This is a genomic window from Rahnella sp. PAMC25559 (assembly GCF_050632365.1).
Classification (GTDB): Bacteria; Pseudomonadota; Gammaproteobacteria; order Enterobacterales; family Enterobacteriaceae; genus Rahnella; species Rahnella rivi.
This window is the reverse complement of sequence record NZ_CP192543.1, coordinates 2,580,844-2,599,520: the sequence shown is the minus strand read 5'-3', so window position 1 is coordinate 2,599,520 and position 18,677 is coordinate 2,580,844. Positions and strand designations below refer to the sequence as shown.

At 52.1% G+C, this 18,677-nt stretch carries 13 protein-coding genes; 7 read left to right on the top strand and 6 right to left on the bottom strand.

The window, feature by feature from the left end:
• Positions 1–7 precede the first annotated feature (7 nt).
• Positions 8–697 (bottom strand): RNA chaperone ProQ, encoded by a 690-nt coding sequence (gene proQ / locus ACQZQY_RS13365; RefSeq protein ID WP_056773403.1) that lies wholly within the window; start codon positions 695–697, stop codon positions 8–10.
• Positions 698–792: 95 nt separating this feature from the next.
• Positions 793–1,290 (bottom strand): GAF domain-containing protein, encoded by a 498-nt coding sequence (locus ACQZQY_RS13360; RefSeq protein WP_056773400.1) that lies wholly within the window; start codon positions 1,288–1,290, stop codon positions 793–795.
• Positions 1,291–1,545: 255 nt separating this feature from the next.
• Here ACQZQY_RS13360 and yebS point away from each other — a divergent pair, with 255 nt between their 5' ends.
• From yebS to ACQZQY_RS13335, 5 genes are all read left to right on the top strand, one after another.
• Positions 1,546–2,793 (top strand): membrane integrity lipid transport subunit YebS, encoded by a 1,248-nt coding sequence (gene yebS / locus ACQZQY_RS13355; protein ID WP_056773397.1) that lies wholly within the window; start codon positions 1,546–1,548, stop codon positions 2,791–2,793.
• Positions 2,762–5,392, top strand: a complete 2,631-nt coding sequence (locus ACQZQY_RS13350; RefSeq protein WP_122096200.1) for a PqiB family protein — start codon at positions 2,762–2,764, stop codon at positions 5,390–5,392. Before yebS ends, ACQZQY_RS13350 begins: the two co-directional genes overlap by 32 nt.
• 205 nt (positions 5,393–5,597) lie before the next feature.
• Positions 5,598–7,001 carry a 16S rRNA (cytosine(1407)-C(5))-methyltransferase RsmF gene (rsmF, locus tag ACQZQY_RS13345; RefSeq protein ID WP_431297190.1) on the top strand — a complete coding sequence of 468 codons (1,404 nt, stop codon included), beginning with the start codon at positions 5,598–5,600 and terminating at the stop codon, positions 6,999–7,001.
• Positions 7,002–7,361: 360 nt separating this feature from the next.
• Entirely contained in the window at positions 7,362–9,083 is a 1,722-nt protein-coding gene (locus ACQZQY_RS13340; protein WP_217204688.1) for a sensor domain-containing diguanylate cyclase, read from the top strand.
• 210 nt (positions 9,084–9,293) lie between these two features.
• The gene (locus ACQZQY_RS13335; protein ID WP_056773387.1) at positions 9,294–9,536 is read left to right on the top strand and encodes a DUF1480 family protein; all 243 of its coding nucleotides are present in this window, start codon (positions 9,294–9,296) and stop codon (positions 9,534–9,536) included.
• Between the two features lie 44 nt (positions 9,537–9,580).
• Here the strand turns inward: ACQZQY_RS13335 and ACQZQY_RS13330 are convergent, their stop codons facing one another.
• The 4 genes from ACQZQY_RS13330 to ACQZQY_RS13315 all read right to left on the bottom strand — a co-directional run bounded on the left by ACQZQY_RS13330 (position 9,581) and on the right by ACQZQY_RS13315 (position 16,414).
• Positions 9,581–10,231, bottom strand: coding sequence for a C39 family peptidase (locus tag ACQZQY_RS13330; RefSeq protein ID WP_431295774.1), 651 nt, complete (start codon positions 10,229–10,231; stop codon positions 9,581–9,583).
• 90 nt (positions 10,232–10,321) lie between these two features.
• A complete protein-coding gene (locus ACQZQY_RS13325) occupies positions 10,322–10,714 on the bottom strand; it encodes an ASCH domain-containing protein (RefSeq protein ID WP_390975072.1) in 393 nt (130 codons plus the stop codon).
• A gap of 97 nt (positions 10,715–10,811) precedes the next feature.
• Entirely contained in the window at positions 10,812–13,652 is a 2,841-nt protein-coding gene (locus ACQZQY_RS13320; protein WP_431295773.1) for a WG repeat-containing protein, read from the bottom strand.
• Positions 13,652–16,414, bottom strand: coding sequence for a WG repeat-containing protein (locus tag ACQZQY_RS13315; protein ID WP_431295772.1), 2,763 nt, complete (start codon positions 16,412–16,414; stop codon positions 13,652–13,654). Before ACQZQY_RS13315 ends, ACQZQY_RS13320 begins: the two co-directional genes overlap by 1 nt.
• Positions 16,415–16,927: 513 nt before the next feature.
• On the opposite strand from ACQZQY_RS13315, the gene ACQZQY_RS13310 reads away from it, so the two are divergent.
• On the top strand, positions 16,928–17,185 hold the full coding sequence (locus ACQZQY_RS13310) for a DUF1883 domain-containing protein (protein WP_056779210.1): 258 nt from the start codon (positions 16,928–16,930) through the stop codon (positions 17,183–17,185).
• A 308-nt stretch (positions 17,186–17,493) separates the two neighbouring features.
• Entirely contained in the window at positions 17,494–18,672 is a 1,179-nt protein-coding gene (locus ACQZQY_RS13305) for a M20 aminoacylase family protein (protein ID WP_431295771.1), read from the top strand.
• Positions 18,673–18,677: the final 5 nt, after the last annotated feature.

Here is an 18,677-nt window from a genome sequence, read left to right as displayed (position 1 = left end):
CTCCGTATCAGAACTGCAAGTGTTCTGCGCGCACGATCATCGCCAGACCCGAAGAGAGTTGAACGCGAACACCGTCTTTGGCAATTTCCAAAACGGTAGCATCCATCGCACTCTGTCCTGCTCTGACTTTGATTTCCTGGCCAATTTGCAGTTTTGAAATGTCTGTTACTGGCACATGACGCGGTTCACGTTTTTCCTCACGCGGTGGACGAGGTGTACGTGGTTTGCGATTTTCCTGACCAGCCACAGCAGCGGGCGCATTTTCACGACGCGGCGCAGGCTTTTTAGCGGCCGGACGTGGACGGCGTGGCTCAGTGGTTTCACCGGCTTCACGACGTTTAGCCTGTTGTTCTGCACGTTGTGCCTGAACGCGGGCTTTTGCTTCTTCCAACTGTTTACGGGCATGTTCGACGTGCTGCTCTTCCAGTACGCCACATGAATTACCATCAAGGTCGACGCGTTCAGCGCCCACTTTAACGCCGTAGAGATAGCGCCAGCTTGAGGTATACAGACGCAGAGCAGAGCGTAACTGAGTTTTGCTCAGATTCTCTTCACCTTGCACGCGCTCGACCAAATCCGCAAAGATACCGATCTTTAATGGGCGTGCTTCGCCTTCGGCGGTAAAACAGAGCGGGAACCGCTCAGCCAAAAAGGCGATGACTTCTTTACTACTGTTCAACTTAGGTTGATTTTCCATGAAATTTCCTGATTACAACGGGTTTGCCAACCGGCGCAGGCATGAACAGGCGCCATTATAATGACGCCATTATTAAATGCCACGTTATCCGACGATCAACTTGCGATCAGATTGACATATTTTTCAGCATCACTGTTTTCAAGATGCTGGCAAAGCCCGCTGACTAACTCTGTCAGCCCCTGCTCATCAGCTTCATCAAAGCGCTGATAAACGGTGCTATCAATGTCTAATACGCCAATAACCGTCCCTTTCACCGTAATGGGCAGAACGATTTCAGCATTACTTGATGCGTCACATGCAATGTGGCCCGGGAAGGCGTGGACATCGCCCACGCGCTGAACGGTATTCTCCGCCACTGCGGTACCGCATACGCCTTTTCCTACCGGAATACGCACACAGGCAATTTTACCCTGGAATGGGCCGAGTACCAGTGTGGTGCCGTCCATCAGATAAAAACCTACCCAGTTGACGCCTTCAAGACGTTCAAACAGTAAGGCACTGGTGTTCGACAGAGTGGCAATAAAATTGTTCTCTCCGGCGATCAACGCGCTCAAATCACGTTTTAATTCCGTGTAGAATGCTTCTTTATTCATGTAGTAACCAATAATAACCTAAGGGCATTGAGCCGTTCTGGTGTGCTTAACCTCTCTAAAATAAGCATTAATTGCCCATATGAAAAGATTAATCCTGTGTGACATCAAAAAGACTCACCTACAATAACTGTTTGCCGACCGCATAATACGTTATTTTGTCAAAAAAACCTGGCTGATCTTGGCCTGATGGCCTCGCCTGCCCCCCTGAGGGGATGCGTAATTGTAACAACAGGTATTCTTACTACTCCAGGTACTATGAAAATACACACGATATCAGCCCAGATCCCGCAAGTTCGCTACCAACGCTGTAGCGAATGCGATCATCTTTTTTCGCTTCCGGCGCTGAAACGCACACAGACTGCACATTGCCCGCGTTGCAATGCCAAAGTCGAAAAGGGCCGGGTTTGCTCCCTGCCCCGTCTGATCACTATTGCCATCAGCATCTTATTGCTGATGCCTTTCGCATTCACCGAGCCGTTGATCAGCATCCGTCTGTTGGGCACCCGTATAGACGCCAGCCTGCTCGAAGGCATCTGGCAGATGTCACGTCAGGGCGATCCGGTCACGGCCAGCATGGTCGCGTTTTGCACCATTGGCGCACCGCTCACGCTGGCCCTCTCCATCCTTTATCTGCATTTTGGCAGCAAACTCGGCATGAATCTCAAACCCGTGTTGCTGATGCTTGACCGCCTGAAAGACTGGGTCATGCTCGATATTTACCTGGTGGGCATGGCCGTCGCCAGCATCAAGGTGAAAGAGTATGCCGATATCAATGTCGGCGTGGCGCTGGCCGCGTATCTGATGATGACGGTCATGGTCACGCTGACCATGATAAATCTTAATATCGAACAGCTGTGGGAAGAGTTTTATCCGCAGCGCCAGCCTAAAGGTGTGCCTTCGTCGCTGCGTCTGTGTTTATCCTGCAAATTCACAGGTCAGCCCGATGAACGTGGGCGGTGTCCGCGTTGCCATACGCCAATGCGTGTGCGTTATAAACACAGCCTGCAAAAAGCCTGGGCTGCGCTGATTGCAGCGATGATCTTTTTGATTCCCGCGAACCTGTTGCCCATTTCAATTATTTACGCCAACGGTCAGCAGTTGAAGGACACCATTTTTTCTGGCGTAGTGTCGCTCGCCACCTCCGGAAATGTTCCGATCGCCGCGATTGTATTCATCGCCAGCGTGCTGGTGCCCTTTACCAAAGTTATCGTGATGCTGACGCTGCTGCTCAGCATCCATTTCAAAGCGATTCAGGGACTGAAAACGCGCATTCGTTTATTACGGCTGGTGACCTGGATCGGACGCTGGTCGATGCTCGATTTGTTTGTAATTTCATTGATGATGTCGCTGGTAAATCGTGACCAGCTTTTGTCATTTACAATGGGACCGGCCGCCTTTTACTTTGGCTCCGCCGTGATCCTGACTATTCTTGCCGTTGAATGGCTTGATAGCCGCTTGATTTGGGATGCACATGCAACAGGAAACGCCGAATACACCGACTGAAGCACGGATAAAACACAGACGCCGGATTTCACCTTTCTGGCTGCTGCCGTTTATCGCCTTACTGATCGCCGGGTGGCTGATTTACAGCAACTTTCAGGAGCGCGGCACAACAGTCACCATCGACTTCCAGTCCGCCGCAGGGATTGTGGCGGGCCGTACGCCTGTGCGTTATCAGGGTGTCGAAGTCGGGACGGTTGAATCCATCAGCCTGACCAAGGATCTGCGCACCATTCAGGTGAAGGTCAGCATCAAAAGTGATCTCACTGATGCGCTGCGCGATGGCACACAATTCTGGCTGGTCACCCCGAAAGCGTCGCTTGCCGGGGTTTCCGGCCTGGATGCACTGGTCGGCGGTAATTACATCGGCATGATGCCAGGACCGGGTAAAGAGAAAGACCATTTTGTGGCGCTTGATACGCAGCCTAAATTCCGCCTCAATACCGGCGAACTGATGATTCATTTGCACGCCAAAGATCTGGGCTCACTGAGTACCGGTTCGCTGGTGTATTACCGTAAAATTCCGATCGGTAAAGTTTACGATTACGATATTGAAAGCGGTAATAACGGCGTGACGATTGATCTGCTGATCGATAAACGTTTTGCCAATCTGGTAAAAGACAACACCCGTTTCTGGAACGTCTCAGGTTTCAAAGGTGATTTCAGCCTCAGCGGTGCGAAAGTACAGATGGAAAGTCTGGCAGCACTGGTGAACGGCGCCATTTCAATGGATTCACCTAACGAAGGTAAACCTGCAAAAGCCGATCAGTCTTATGTCCTTTATCCCGATCTGGCACAAAGCCAGCGCGGTGTAGAAATCGATCTGGATCTGCCGAATGGCAATGGTTTGTCCGAAGGCCAGACACCTCTGATGTACCAGGGGCTTCAGGTCGGTACGCTGACCAAAATCACCCTGCAGGCGGACAGCAAAGTCACCGGTAAACTGACCGTCGACCCGTCTGTGCTGGATATGATCCGCACCGGCACGCGCATTGAAATGAACAGCCCGCGCATCAGCCTTAACAACGCCAACCTCAGCCAGTTGCTCACCGGCAACACGCTCGAACTGATCCCAGGCGAAGGTGAACCGCAGAAGCATTTCGTGGTGCTGGACAGTAACCGCAAGCTGCTTCAGGACCCCGGCACCGTCAAAGTTCAGCTGATTGCTCCGCAAAGCTACGGCATTGACGCCGGGCAGCCGATCAAACTGTATGGCATCACGGTCGGACAAGTGATGGATCGCAAACTGACCGACGAAGGCATCCTGTTTAACGCCGCCATCATGCCGGAATACAAAGACCTGCTGCATAAAGACAGCAAGTTTGTGGTCAACAGCCGCGTGGACGTCAAACTGGGTATCGACGGAATGGAAGTGCTCGGCGCCAGCGCTCAGGAGTGGGTAGATGGCGGTGTACGCATCATTCCGGGCACCAAAGGCGCACCGGCGCAGAAATACCCGCTTTACAGCAACGCCGAAAAAGCGGCCGAAGGTATTCAGGGTGAGCAACCCGGCGCAACGCTGACGCTGACCGCGAAAAGCCTGCCAGACGTACAAACCGGCTCTGTGGTGCTCTACCGTAAATTCCAGGTCGGTGAAATCGTTAATGTTCGCCCGAAGGCCAATGAATTCGACGTGGACGTTTACATCCAGCCGCAGTATCGCAACTTGCTCACAGATAAAAGTATTTTCTGGGCAGAAGGCGGCGCGAAGGTTCAGCTCAACGGCAGCGGTTTGACCGTTCAGGCTTCACCGCTCGATCGCGCATTAAAAGGCGCCATCAGTTTCGATAATCTGGAAGGCGTGACGCTGACCAAGGGTGCGAAACGTAATCTGTATGACTCCGAAACCTCAGCCCGCGCTGTCGGCAGCCAGATCGTTCTCAATACCTACGATGCCAGCAAACTGTCGCCGGGGATGCCGCTGCGTTATCTCGGTATCACTATCGGTCAGGTCGAATCATTGAAACTGGATCAGCAACTGAATCAGGTGGCGGCCAAAGCGGTGCTGTATCCGGAATATGTCGATGCGTTTGCCCGTCGTGGCTCGCGCTTCTCGATTGTCTCACCTGAGATTTCTGCCGGTGGCGTCAGCAATCTGGATACACTGCTCCAGCCCTACATCAATGTGGAAGCGGGCAAAGGCGCACCGACGCGCAACTTTGACTTGCAGGAATCAACCATAACCGATTCCCGTTATACCGACGGATTAGGGATTGTGGTCGATGCCGCCGAAGTCGGTTCGCTGCAAATTGGTACGCCGGTGCTGTTCCGCGGTATCGAAGTGGGTACCGTTTCCGGCTTATACCTTGGCGCGATGGCCGACAGGGTGAACGTCACGCTGCGCATTAGTAAGAAGTATCAGTATCTGGTGCGGGCAAACACGGTCTTCTGGCTGGCATCCGGGTATGACCTGCAATTCGGTCTGACCGGCGGCGTGTTCAAAAGCGGCACATTCCAGCAGTTCATTCGTGGCGGAATTGCCTTCGCAACGCCACCGACGACACCTCTGGCACCGAAAGCCGCCAGCGGCAATCACTTCCTGCTTAATCCGGAGGCGCCGAAAGACTGGCAGGACTGGGGAACCGCAATCCCAAGAAACTGATCGCCCCCTCACGCACACAGGCCACCTTCGGGTGGCCTGTTCATTTTGGTCAGTCGCACCTGCCGTTCATCGGGTGTAAATATGCTAGACTCCGTCGCTGGAAAACTTATTCAGTTCTGGAACCGCACTCTTGTCAAAACTCACCACCACCGGCACCTTCGCCGATAAATTACCCGCCGCCTTTCTCGATGCGACCCGCGCGATCATGCCTGAAAACCTCAGCATGGAAGATTTCATTGCAGCCTGTCAGCGCCCTCTTCGCCCAAGCCTGCGGGTCAATACGCTAAAAATCAGCGTGGCGGCATTTCTCGAACTGGCCGCCAGCTATCAGTGGGAATTAGAACCGGTGCCCTGGTGCGGGGAAGGTTTCTGGATCAACCGTCATGCTCTGGATGAATCACGCTTAGGCAACGCGCTCGCGCACCTTGCCGGGCTTTTCTATATTCAGGAAGCCAGTTCCATGCTGCCGGTCACCGCGCTGTTTGCCAACGACACCCAACCCGTGCTGGTGATGGACGTTGCCGCTGCGCCCGGTTCAAAAACCACGCAAATTGCCGCACTGATGAATAACCAGGGCGGCATCGTTGCCAACGAATATTCTGCCAGCCGCGTCAAAGTGCTGCATGCCAACGTCAGCCGCTGCGGCGTCAGCAATACCGCGCTGACCCATTTTGACGGCCGTGTGTTTGGTGCTGCCCTGCCGGAAACGTTCGATGCGATTTTGCTCGATGCGCCCTGCTCTGGCGAAGGCGTGATCCGTAAAGATGCGGATGCAATGAGTAACTGGTCGCAGGCCAGCGTTCTGGAAATTGCAGCCACCCAGCGCGAACTTATCGACAGCGCGTTCCATGCATTAAAACCGGGTGGCGTTCTGGTGTATTCCACCTGCACCCTCAACGCACACGAAAATCAGCAGGTTTGTCAGTGGTTACTTGATACTTATGCGGATGCCGTTGAAGTGGAAACGCTTGAACACTTATTTACTGACGCATCGAAAGCCGTTACCCCGCAAGGTTACCTGCACGTATTTCCTCAGGTTTATGACAGCGAGGGGTTCTTTGTCGCGCGCTTTCGTAAAACTGATTCCGTCCCACGTCTGCCGGTACCCGGCTATAAAGTTGGCCGTTTTCCTTTCTCTCCTGTGTCACGTCAGGAGAGCGCCGAGATCGTGAATGCAGCGCAACTGTCCGGCCTGCGCTGGCCGGAAAAACAGTTCACCTTGTGGCAGCGTGATAAAGAAATCTGGTTGTTCCCGGCCGTGCTGGAACCGCTGTTTGGTAAAGTCCGTTTCTCGCGTATCGGCCTGCGTCTGGCAGAACGTTTCCCGAAAGGTTTCCGCTGGCAGCATGAGGCCGTGATCGCTTTCAGCGCCGCGGATGCGGTGAATCGTTTTGAGATAAATGATGAGCTGGCGCAAAACTGGCTGCGTGGCGTGGATATCTACCCTGACACTGCACCCCCGAAAGATGAATGTCTGGTGACCTGGCAGGCGCAACCGCTCGGTCTGGCGAAGCGGATTGGTAGCAGAATCAAAAATAGTTTGCCGCGCGAACTGGTCAGAGATGGTGCCATCCGCCATCTGAATTTGCCGAACGATCAGCTAACGTGATTGTTGCTAAAGTTTACTGCGCCAGAAGATCACCCTGCTGGCGCAGAATATTCTCTTTATACTTTTCTAAAAACAGCAAAATCCCCCAAAGACGCACTTTAGTTAATACTCCTTACTCATCCCTTTAAGTGAACTTCTGAGAGCTAATCTCATGAATCAAATGCATGATAAAAATTTTATCCTGCAAATCTTTGATATGAAGCTATTTTATCTATTAAGGTTTATTGAATTATAAGTAGGAATAATCCTAGCCTGCCATGTATTATTGCCCTCAAGATAACATTGCTAGTGATATATCATTTTTCTAAATGAATCATAGTGCCTGATGTTGAGTAAAGAGCTGCCAGTCGGAGAAGTATCATGTCGGATGAAATGAAACTCGAATCAGCAGATGGACTGCTTTTACAGGAAATGGCCAGTCTGCGGGATATCATCGATAACAATTCTGACTGGATTTGGGAAGTCGATGCACAAGGACGTTACGTATTTTCCTCGAATAAATGCATCGAGTTTCTGGGAGTCCCGCCTGAAGAGGTTATAGGTAAAACCCCGTTCGACTTTATGCCGCCAGACGAAGCGAAACGTGTGGGCGAACAATTTGCCGCCATCGTTGAACGGCGCGCGCCCTTCGGCGGATTGCTTAACCGTAATATCCGCCCGGATGGAACGGAAGTTATTCTCGAAACCAGCGGTGTGCCACTGTTTGACCCCGACGGCAATTTCCGGGGCTATCGCGGCATCGACCGCAATCTGACCACGCTGGATCAGGCTCCCGGACAACGTCTTTTTCAGCTGGAATCCATCTACTCGAACGCACCCGTTGGGCTGTGCTTCATCGATCTGCACATGCGATATGTGACGGTGAATGACGCCATGGCCAATATTATTGGCCTGCAACCTTTTGAAGCCATTGGCCGCAAAGTCGGTGTTTTCCTGCCCGGTCTGTCGCCATTACTCAACAACGCACTGGAACTGGCGCAGCGCAACGAACATACACCGGACAGAGAATTTTCGGTTCCGGGCAAAAATCAGGTGTTCTTCGTGCGCATTAAAGCCGCTTACGACGGACAAAATCAGCTGAACGGACTGTCTGTGGCGATGACGGATATCACCAGCCTGAAGCGAATGGAGAAGGCTCTGCGGGAAAGTCAGGAACATTACCGCAATATGGTCGAGCTGAACCCGCAAATTCCGTGGACCGCTGATCCGCGCGGCATGCTCAATGACGTCAGTTCACGATTTCAGCGCATAACGGGCATGACCCGTCAGGATATTCTGGCCGATAAGTGGATCCAGAGCATGCATGTGGAAGATCGTCGTGGCGCGGTTCAAACCTGGGAACAATGCCTTAAAACCGGTGCACCGCTGGATATCGAAGTGCGTTTTTGCCATGTGGATCGCGGCTGGAACTGGATGCGCATTCGCGCGGCAGCCAGTTATGCACCGGATGGCTCAATCCAGCGCTGGTACGGCACGGCGGAAGATGTTCACGAGCGTAAGCTGCTGGAACTGAAACTGGTCAAGGCAAACCGCCGTCTGGAAATTCAGGCACGTACAGATTCGCTGACCAAATTGCCCAACCGCCGCGAATTCAAAAAAGTGCTCAGTCACGAATACATGCGTTCCAAGCGCAACCGCACGCCGTTGACCGTTGTGATGATTGATATCGATTATTTCAAACATTTCAACGATCACTACGGACACTTATCAGGCGATGCCTGTCTGCGTCTGGTCGCCCGCACATTGCGTAAATCGTTAAAACGCAGCACGGACGTGGTCACGCGATTCGGCGGCGAAGAATTTGCCGCGATCCTCCCCGATACCGATTTGAAAGGTGCCTGGATCGTCGCGCAGCACATCATGGAATCCATTGAAGCGCTGGGCATCAAGCACAGTTTCAGCGAATTTAACCGGGTGACCATCAGCCAGGGCATTGCGACCTATATGCCCGATCAGGATCCCGGCCTTGACGATCAGTCCGATATCGTCAGCGCTGCCGATGAAGCCTTGTATTTGTCGAAAAATAACGGTCGCAATCAGATCAATGCCATGCCGGTTTCTGTGAGATTTAACCCGCTTTAACCTGCTGAAAATGCCGGAACGTCTTACTGACGCACCGGCATTTCTCCTCCTTGCTTTCAGCACGTCTCATGAGATTCATCCCACTTCTTCCCTGGTTTAAAATTTCTTATGGCGCTTTTTGTGCTCTCGACTATTCTCAAGTAAGGGCGATCAACTGGTCGTACCTGATCCTGTTCAAATCACTGGCTTTAATCTGGCAAGGAGTACCTGATGGGAAAATCGATTATACGAATTGGCAGTTATGAAATTGATGATGCGCAGTTATCAACACCTGAAGCAAAAGGCGGCGATAAGGTTCATATCCCCTGCAAATCAGATCCTGATTTATGCATGCAACTGGATGCCTGGGACGATAACACCAGCGTACCGGCGATACTGGATGGCCGTCATTCCGTGTTGTACAAAGAAAAATATGACAAACAGAATGACGAATGGATCATGAGACTGGAGTGACACAGCATGGCGAACGGGAGGTTGTTCGCCATGCCGCTATGCGGTCACTTAGCGGCAGCCACCAGTGAAATACCCCGCCCGGCAAAAAAGCGTGAGAATGTATCAACGGAGAGCGTAACGTCCTGCTGAGAAGAGATATCGTGGCCGGAAGGATTATGAAACGTTACAGACTGCGCGTCAGCCCGGGTAACAAGAACCAGATGGCCCCCTTTATGCGGCGGCAATGACTCAGGTTTACGGATTGACGGGTGCACCGACGCGATGAAAAAACGATGATTTTCCAGCTCACCGGCAATATCTTTGGCGGATATCCCGACTTTCACCTGCGCACTCAGCGATAACTCCTTCCTCACGAACTCTACAAAGGGCGCATAAATCAGGCCTTTGATATTTTCGCCATCCCGCACATAAGCGCCATACGGCAAACTTTTCTGAGTCAGATTTAATATCGGCACTACGTTGCCCGACGTTGCTGCCAGTACCATTTTCAGACAGCACATTCCGCAGACATGGTTAGCCCACTCGATAAACTCTTCCTGTGAAGATGCCCCTGATTCACGCCATAGCGTCACTTCCGACAGCGAAATCTCCCCGGCAATGATCCCCGCAGCAGCATCAGGATCTTCCCATTGGCTGAAATAAGGGATCACGGATTGGGTAGAAAATGCATTCTGAAAAGCAGACTTTGCAGACATAACGGTTTCCTGAACGGGATGCAGATGAACAAGAGGGGGAATAGCTGAGTGATGGATATTCAGGCCCGTAAAGGGCCTGAACGGAAAATATTAGAATTTTTCCACCAGCTTAAATTTCATCAATAACAGCGGCATGGTGGGCTCAAACATTTCATACTCTTCAAAGAAACGCTGATGCTCTCTGCGCCAGTAAGCCAGCGTACGGTCGCCTTCACCTTCTTCCCAGGCGTGTTGCTCAGTCACCTGGTCGAAAGGCACCTGCTTCACGTCAGTCAGCTGAACGGCGCAGACCGGATTGTTGCGGCCATCAACCACAACAAAGATCTCACCGGCTTCAGGCTCAGGGTCATCATCGAGGTTTGAACAGGTCGCTGTTTTTGTGCCGTCGATAACGCGCTTTGCCAGTTCATCTGCGGATGATTCAGTATCACCAAAAGACCAACGTTCTGCGTCCCTGTATTTCAATGGGATCTGCGGGATCATAATTTATCCTTTCAATTGAGATAGTTCACAACGATTACCTGTAAACATTAGCACAAAAAAACCCGCCGAAGCGGGTTTCAGTCAGAGAACGCACCGGCTATTTCGTACAGTTTTCTGGCATAACCGGCGGCCACTGTCTTGTACTTCCCGCTCCGTACAAGACCGAAATACCACATTCTTTATCGATACGCGCCAGAGGCTTACCGGTTTTATCAATCATCATCGACATCACCGGCGTCGACACCACGGCAACGGCGCTGTCAAACGGGGAAACGGCACTGAACACCGGCGGAATTGCAAAGTTGCCTTGTGCATCAATAAAACCATAACCCTGATCGATACGCGCAAATGCCAGGCCGTCAACCGGCAATCCTAAATCGGTAAATGAGACACCGTCAGTCGGTTTTCCTTGTGCATCAATCCAGGTTTTCCTGCCGTCAGCGCGGGTCAGCACAGCGTGGCCGTCGGTCATCCGGCTGGCAAAACCCTGAACCGTCAGCACCAGCTTGCCCGTACTGTCAACATAACGGGTGGCTGGCTCATCGTCCTGCGGATCGTAAGAGACAGACCAGGCACTGCCCGTCGGCAGCACCCATTTACCTTCCGGCATGGCGGCGATGCGCGCACCTTTATCATCAATCAACTCAGCACCCGCTGGCGTTGAACGCAACGCGCGCCCCTGCCCGAAAGCAGAGCCTTCGGACACCGGGACAGGCTGAATTTGCCACTCACCCTGAGCCGTCAGGTAGCCTTGCTGTGGCTGACGGGAAAGTTTCACCCAATCGCCAAGCGCGCTGATATGTGTTTGCTGCTCGTGAAGCTGAACATTTCCTTTGGCATCCAGTAACCAGGACTGACCCGCCGCTGACGTGGCCAAAATGCGGCCATCGCTGAACTGGGTGACGGATAATCCTGCAACAGGGGAAATACGTGTCTGGGTATCATTGCCGATGATTTCAGCGATAGTGCTTGATTCAGATTGATCAGCCACAGCTGGCTGAGTAAGCAACCACAATGCGGCATTGATACGCTTAACCTCCGCATACTTTGGCTGGACCAGCACTTTACCCTGAGCGTCGACAATGCCCCATAAACCGTCTGGCATCTGTACTTCAGCCTGATTATTAGCGAAATTGCCGACACTTTTGTACGCGGGTTGTGAAATGCTTTTTTGACTGTTCGCGTCAAAAATCCCCCACAGCGCGCCTTCCGCAGCCGTCTCATGGTAACGGAACCAGCCGTTGCCCACAGATTCCAGCTCGAACACATCCGGCAGGCCATAGTGTTTGCCTGCGTGATCCATTGCCGTCAGCTTGCCGTCCAGATAATCCAGCGCATAACCGTTTACAAACGGAGAAATATTGTCTTCCGTCAGTGGGATCAGCGTTTTGCCCTGGGCATCCACCACGCCGGTGCCCCCGGCGGTTCGCACAATGAACTGACCGACATTTTGGCTGCTGTCTGCAGGCTGTATATCCAGCCATTTGGTTTCAATCTGAAGTGAACCATCTGAACGCAGGAAACCCGCACCGGCTTTGCCCGAATCATTGTCTGGGCGAATTAAGGCCAACGGAGATTGCGCCCCGGCAGGCTCCGAACCGGCGTTCAGAGGCTCAATGCGGCTGTCGCCAATGGCACTGAGGCTTTTCTGATTCAGCAGCGCCTTACCGGAAGCATCAACGACGTTTAACACGTCGCCCTGTTCATCACGTAGCCACAGGCGATGATCAATCACTTCAGCACTGGCGATTTGTGCCAGCCATCCGACATTTTGTGCCCCGCCGATCATGCCGCCTGATGGCGCCACGATGGTGTTCACTTTCTTCTGCTCACCTTTGGTCAGCACTAAAAACTCACCGGTATTTTGCCCCAGAGGCTGGCTGGCAGCAGGCACCGTCAGCGGCTGTTTGCGCCCTGGAACAAAGACCGTTAACGCTTCTTTGCCCGATGGATTCAGAACATAGTCACCTGACACCTGCAATGCAGACGCCCCCGCTTCGCTAAATGTCGCGATGACAGCGGCTGAATTATCGAGCAACTTAATGCCATCGGCAGTTTTAGCCAGCCAGAATGCGCCGGTTTCTTCACTGACCGTCAGGTATTTCTGCTCATCCTGCACGCCATCTGCGCGGATAAGCGTAATACCATCGGCATTTTTAGCCAATGCAACAGCAGGATTTCTCGGGTCAAGCGTCAGCGCCGAATACTGAGGCTCAACACGCCAGGCGAGATTCTCATCAGCAATGCCATAACCTTTGTTTGCATCAAACGCGATGAACAAACCGCTGGCACCAAAAGGCTCGACGATCTCCATTTTGTCAGTCGCGACATGCCGGACACCGTCCGGCGACAGCAAGACACTTTTATACGAAAGCTGCAAGCGCGCAGGAACACCGTCAGTCAGGGTTGCTTCATCAACTAACTCATCAAAAGCTTTACCGGCCTGCGCTCCTTTGCGATCGATCAGTTGCGGTTTACCCGCGAGCGTCACCACAGCCAGACCCGACTGTGTGAAAGGCTGCACGCTGTCATAAGTCGGTTGTATCAGCCAGTTGCCGGTCGTATCAATGAAACCCCATTTGCCCTGCTGCTTCACGGCGGCGGTTCCGTAATGATAATCCCCGACGTCATCAAAGACGGGCTTGATCACCAACTGGCCCTTGTTGTCTAAAAAGCCCCAACGGTCACCGCTTCCATTCTCTGACGGTAAGCGGACGGCGGCCCGCCCTTCGTGAACATCACGCAGACACAGATTCTGAACCAGAGGCTGCGCATTACGCGCCTGCATTTCAGCCTGAGCCGAGGGTAATGGTGCGAAACAACTGTCGGCCTCTGCCGCCATCGCGGGAATTGTTAGTGTCAATAAGGCCAGCGCGCTGGTGGTATGAAACGCACCGAAAAGTGCGCGATGTAACCTTGAAGGTTTACTAACAATCATTAATTGCCTCCGTTACTGCAAGAAGGCGCTTTGGCTGGCCAGAGATAGGCACCTTTAGTATCAACAATGACACGCTGATTGCAGCGCACTTGTATCTTCGCCTGAACGGCACCCTCAGCGTTAAGCAGGCTGACCACGCCCTTACCGCCCGCCCACGCATGTTTCTCACTGAAATCGCCAGCCCAGTTAAATTTAGGCAACACTGCAAACCGGCCGGTAGGATTGATGTAACCGAACAAATTACCGTAGGTCGATTTTTTCATGGCGGCGGCGAAATTGTCATTCATCGATCCCACCTGATCAAAATAGGCGCCGATCAGTTTTTTACCCTGCTGATCCACAAACCCGAACAGGCCTTTATTGTCTCGCATTGGGATCACGCCCGAGCTCGCTTTATCTGCCAGCAGACTGTTGAGCCCTGAGAAGCGACGGACTTCATTGCCATCGTTATCGAACAGTACCGTTTCACCGGTAGCGTCATCGTTCATTGCCAGACGAACCAGTGAATTCAGCGGTTGTGCCTGGTCAAAACCATCAAGCGGAACGCCGCCGTGATCGTTGATGAGCGTTGTGTTGTTGTCACTTACCGCACGGCTCCAGTTCAGTGGAGAAATGAAGTTAAACTCTGCGGTATACAGTGGCGGGATCTGCCATTCACCCTTGCCGTTAATGGCGCCGAAGTGCGCCGAGAAATTCAGCATCACCCAGTCACCTTTAACGGAGCTTGAGGATGCGACAATGCCTTTGCTCAGAGGCGCACGGCCGGCATCATCGATTAAGGACACGCCACCTTCCGACGGCTTAATCAGCCAGTGATTTTCCCCAACCCGTTGCGGACTGGCTAGCAAGTCAGTCGCCATCGCCTGGCCACTTTGCGCATTATAAAGAGCGAAATGACCGGTCACTGCACCGCGTTCGCCGGGCTGATCGTTATCAGAGAAGGTAAACATCCCGTCACCCACATACTGAGGTTTGCCGCTGAGGCTGGCATCCGGTGCAATTGCCCAGGTTCCATCAAGATTAATCACGCCCCAGCCAGCATCTGTTTTCGCCAGCGCATAACCGTCGTCGAAGGATTCAATCTGCAGGTACTGAGGGGCAGCTTTGATGCTTTTGCTGGCAATATCCCAAAGACCCCAGCGACGTGAATCACCTTCGCCTACCGCGTAATACAACATTCCGGCAGAAAGACGCTGGGCACTCTGTTGAATATCCGCAGGCACATCAACCGCATTGCCGTTGCGGTCGATTAAACGACGAGTCTCTGCTTTGTTGCTGTCGTCCACGGCCCAGGTGTAATCGCCGTTAAACGGGCTGATTTGCGAATAGACCGGCTGAATAACCCATTTCCCTGCTGAATCCACCGCCCCTGTTTTTTTGGTTTGAGTATGGATAATCAGTGGTGACTGAGAGATTGCATTATCAATCGATGCCCACTGCGGGTCTGAGAGCACCGCGCCTTGCGAGGTTAAAATGGCGGGTGGTCTGGCGGCATCTGATGAAGTCAGCACAGCCCATGGCAAAGTCCGCGAGGCATCCTGACTCTCTGCGGGTAATACGGGCGCATCATCCGTCATGACGCTGGTTGCCAGCGGTTGCAACTGATAATCCTTTAACGCCGCGAGCGTGGCATCATTGAGCAGCGCTACGCCGTTATTGTTATAGATTTGTATAACCTGCAGCGATTTACCTTCGTTTTGCGTGACCCAAAGCCGGTCACCCTGCTGTAATAACTGAGGTTTGTTGGCTTTCACCGAGACGATCTGATTATCGGCACCAATAATGGTGACGCCTTTACTGCCTTGTCCGATAATGGCATTGCCCCAGACGAGGACGTTTTCAGCCTGATCGGCAGCGATATCCTGCACTTTTTCAAGCTTGCTGCTAAGCAGTTGTTTGCCGTTATCGTTCAGGGTCACCAGCCAGCTGCCAGAGGACAGCGGGCGAACAGATTTGTACTGCTCTTTGCTCAGGGAAACACCCTGACGATCGACAAATGTCCAGTCGTTCTTCGTTTTCACCGCAACCACATTGCCGTTAAGCATAGGTTCGTCGCGGGTTTTCAGGATCATCGGATCAATGGCCCATTGACCGTTCTCGTCCAGATAACCCCAGAATCCGTCAGTGGTGGTATCACGTTTTTTCGCGGGAATAAGCCCCGATTGCGGTAAATCGAGGGCCATCACGTCATCAGGTAATGCAAGAGATCGATCGGTGGCGGCATTCCATAATGCCGGTGACACCTGAACCTGTACACTTGCCAGCGCCTGACCCTGCGTGAATCCTTTAGTGTCTGAAGAGGCAGCAAAAGGTAAGGTTTTGATGACTTCACCTTTGCGGTTAATCATCGCCAGTCGATCATCAGTCACGACCAGAGCGGTTCCCAGAGCATTGAAATCGGTAGCGCGGGTAAAGCGCGGCTCAATCGCCCAGTTGCCTTTTTTATCGATATAACCGAACTTATCGCCCTTTTTGACGGCGGCGACATCATTAACAAAGCCGCTGACTTCGCTGAAGGCGGGTTTAATCACCATATGTCCGCTGGTATCGACATAACCCCATAAAGGTTCACGGGTCAAACTCACCTGAACCGGGGAAAGCCCCTGCTGGAAAGGTAACTGGCAATCTTTTGCCGTATTTGCATTGCCACAAGCCCGTAGCAGCGCATCATCCGCTTGTACCGGCAGGCTAAAAGTCGCGTTCAGAATCAACGCTAATGCACTGAAATTTCTGAAGTGTTTGAATGTTTCGGAGCAAATCATCCGATGCCCTTATGACTGAATGAGATAAGAAAGTGTAGTGCACACTCTTTTCATGACCCGCTAAACAAGCGAGTTAGACGGTAAAAAATCCGATAAGAATCAATTTCAAGCGTGCACACATGCCAGACCTATAGGGTGTCAGCTTGCGAAAGAAAAAGCAGCTATTTTATTACTCTGTAACGAATGAATATTGGCAGTCACTGACGTTCACGATAACCGATGAATGTTACCGCCCCGCTTGCTTCTTTACCCTTTCTTAACCGTGAAAACACATGACACCTTTTTGATGAAGTTTTAAGCACCCTTATTTACAACACATCGATGACTCATTTGAATATCTGATGCGCAATCTCATAACTATTGATTAAGGTCATTATTTCGCCACCTGCAGTCTGCTTTTATAAGTTACAGAACGTTGTGTGACTTACATCACTCCAGAGAGTCCGGCGTAAACCCTGGCAGTGTTCAGTTACGGCGTATTTCAGATACATCACTAAATATTGAGGGACAGTCATGCCAAATGTGCGAGCCAGATTAAGTCTTTTTGGGGGCGACACTGTCGTCATTCGTTGTTCAGAGAAATGCCATATTCATCTCATGTGCGAAAATGACACGGAGCAACAGAACCGCCACTCAGGTTTCGGCGACGTACTGACGGTGAAAGATCAAAACACGGCCTATGTCGGCATCCCATATAAAGGTATCTGGAATGTCCTCATTGATTCCCAATGTGACTCCCTGGAACATTCGATCACTTACCTCCCTGCCTGATCTCTCAAGCCCTCTTAAATGAATGCCTTTCTGGCAGGTCACTTTCCGCCTGCCAGATATTCCCAAAACCCTCTCCCGACTGTCCAGAGCGCAAATCATTTTTTGGACGACATCACGTAAAATACTTTAATCCGTTACATCAATTACATAGCGGTATTGAATTGAACATTCCAGATGTTGAACAAACCTTATCAGAGGATTTATTTAGTGATTGCCAGCCCAGATTTGGCATTGCATTCTGTCTGAAGTAACCATGTGGCACCGGTCACGTTGACCGGATATCTCTCAGGCACAGACAGATACTCATAATGACTCATAAAACACTTTGCACCATCGCTGACGTCGCCGATCTCGAGCCGGGACTGCGAGAAATTCGCCAACACCTGCATCAACATCCTGAACTTTCAAACGAAGAAACCGCGACCGCTGCGTTGGTTGCGGATAAATTACGTGCGCTGGGCTATCAGGTGACCACGGGCCTGGGGGGACACGGTGTGGTCGGTTCGCTGACGTCGGGTTCCGGGCCGCGCAGCATCGGCATTCGCGCAGATATGGATGCATTACCTATCGCTGAACGAACTGGCGTGAGTTATGCGAGTCAGTACCCGGGGAAAATGCATGCCTGCGGTCACGACGGACATACCACCATGTTGCTGGGTGCGGCGGAACAGCTGGCCCGAAGCAAAAATTTCTCCGGCACCGTACATTTGATTTTTCAGCCTGCGGAGGAAATCGGCTTTAACAGCGGTGCAGAACGCATGCTGGCAGAGGGGCTGTTTGCGCGTTTTCCCTGCGACGCCGTTTATGGCCTGCACAATCATCCAGGCTACCCGGTTGGAAAAATGATGTTCCGCTCCGGGCCTTTCATGGCGGCCTGCGATACGGTGAACATCACTATTCATGGAAAAGGCGGGCATGCTGCACGGCCACATATGGCCGTAGACCCCATTCTGGTTGCCGGCAGCCTGGTGGTTGCTTTGCAGTCGATTGTGTCACGTAGCATTGATCCTAACGAAACGGCGGTGGTCACCATCGGTTCACTGCATTCGGGCCATGCGTCAAACGTTATTCCTGAAACTGCTCGCCTGGAAATGAGCGTTCGCTCGTTTGATGCCGGGGTTCGTAAGATCCTTGAAGAACGCATCCGCACGTTGGTTGAACATCACGCAACAGGATACGGAGCGCGGGCGGAAATCGAGTATGTTCCGGGTTATCCGGTTTTGGTTAATCACGATCAGGAAACCGCTTTCGCTCTCAGCGTGGCAAAAGAACTGCTGGGGGAAGAGAACGTAATAGACAATTTACCCCCGATTTCTGGCAGTGAGGACTTTGCGTACTTCCTGCAGCAAAAACCAGGATGCTTTTTACGCCTGGGGAATGGAGACAGCGCCGCCCTGCACAATCCGGCGTATAACTTTAACGATCAGAGCCTGACGTTTGGCGCGGCCTACTGGACGCGTCTGGTTGAACGGTATTTGGCCGAATAAAGTTC

Coding starts and splice junctions, on each gene's coding strand:
- proQ (WP_056773403.1), bottom strand. CDS start 697: ATGGAAAATCAACCTAAGTTGAACAGTAGTAAAGAAGTCATCGCCTTT.
- ACQZQY_RS13340 (WP_217204688.1), top strand. CDS start 7,362: ATGTCGGATGAAATGAAACTCGAATCAGCAGATGGACTGCTTTTACAG.
- ACQZQY_RS13335 (WP_056773387.1), top strand. CDS start 9,294: ATGGGAAAATCGATTATACGAATTGGCAGTTATGAAATTGATGATGCG.
- ACQZQY_RS13310 (WP_056779210.1), top strand. CDS start 16,928: ATGCCAAATGTGCGAGCCAGATTAAGTCTTTTTGGGGGCGACACTGTC.
- ACQZQY_RS13350 (WP_122096200.1), top strand. CDS start 2,762: ATGCAACAGGAAACGCCGAATACACCGACTGAAGCACGGATAAAACAC.
- ACQZQY_RS13320 (WP_431295773.1), bottom strand. CDS start 13,652: ATGATTGTTAGTAAACCTTCAAGGTTACATCGCGCACTTTTCGGTGCG.
- ACQZQY_RS13360 (WP_056773400.1), bottom strand. CDS start 1,290: ATGAATAAAGAAGCATTCTACACGGAATTAAAACGTGATTTGAGCGCG.
- yebS (WP_056773397.1), top strand. CDS start 1,546: ATGAAAATACACACGATATCAGCCCAGATCCCGCAAGTTCGCTACCAA.
- ACQZQY_RS13315 (WP_431295772.1), bottom strand. CDS start 16,414: ATGATTTGCTCCGAAACATTCAAACACTTCAGAAATTTCAGTGCATTA.
- rsmF (WP_431297190.1), top strand. CDS start 5,598: ATGCCTGAAAACCTCAGCATGGAAGATTTCATTGCAGCCTGTCAGCGC.
- ACQZQY_RS13325 (WP_390975072.1), bottom strand. CDS start 10,714: ATGATCCCGCAGATCCCATTGAAATACAGGGACGCAGAACGTTGGTCT.
- ACQZQY_RS13305 (WP_431295771.1), top strand. CDS start 17,494: ATGACTCATAAAACACTTTGCACCATCGCTGACGTCGCCGATCTCGAG.
- ACQZQY_RS13330 (WP_431295774.1), bottom strand. CDS start 10,231: ATGTCTGCAAAGTCTGCTTTTCAGAATGCATTTTCTACCCAATCCGTG.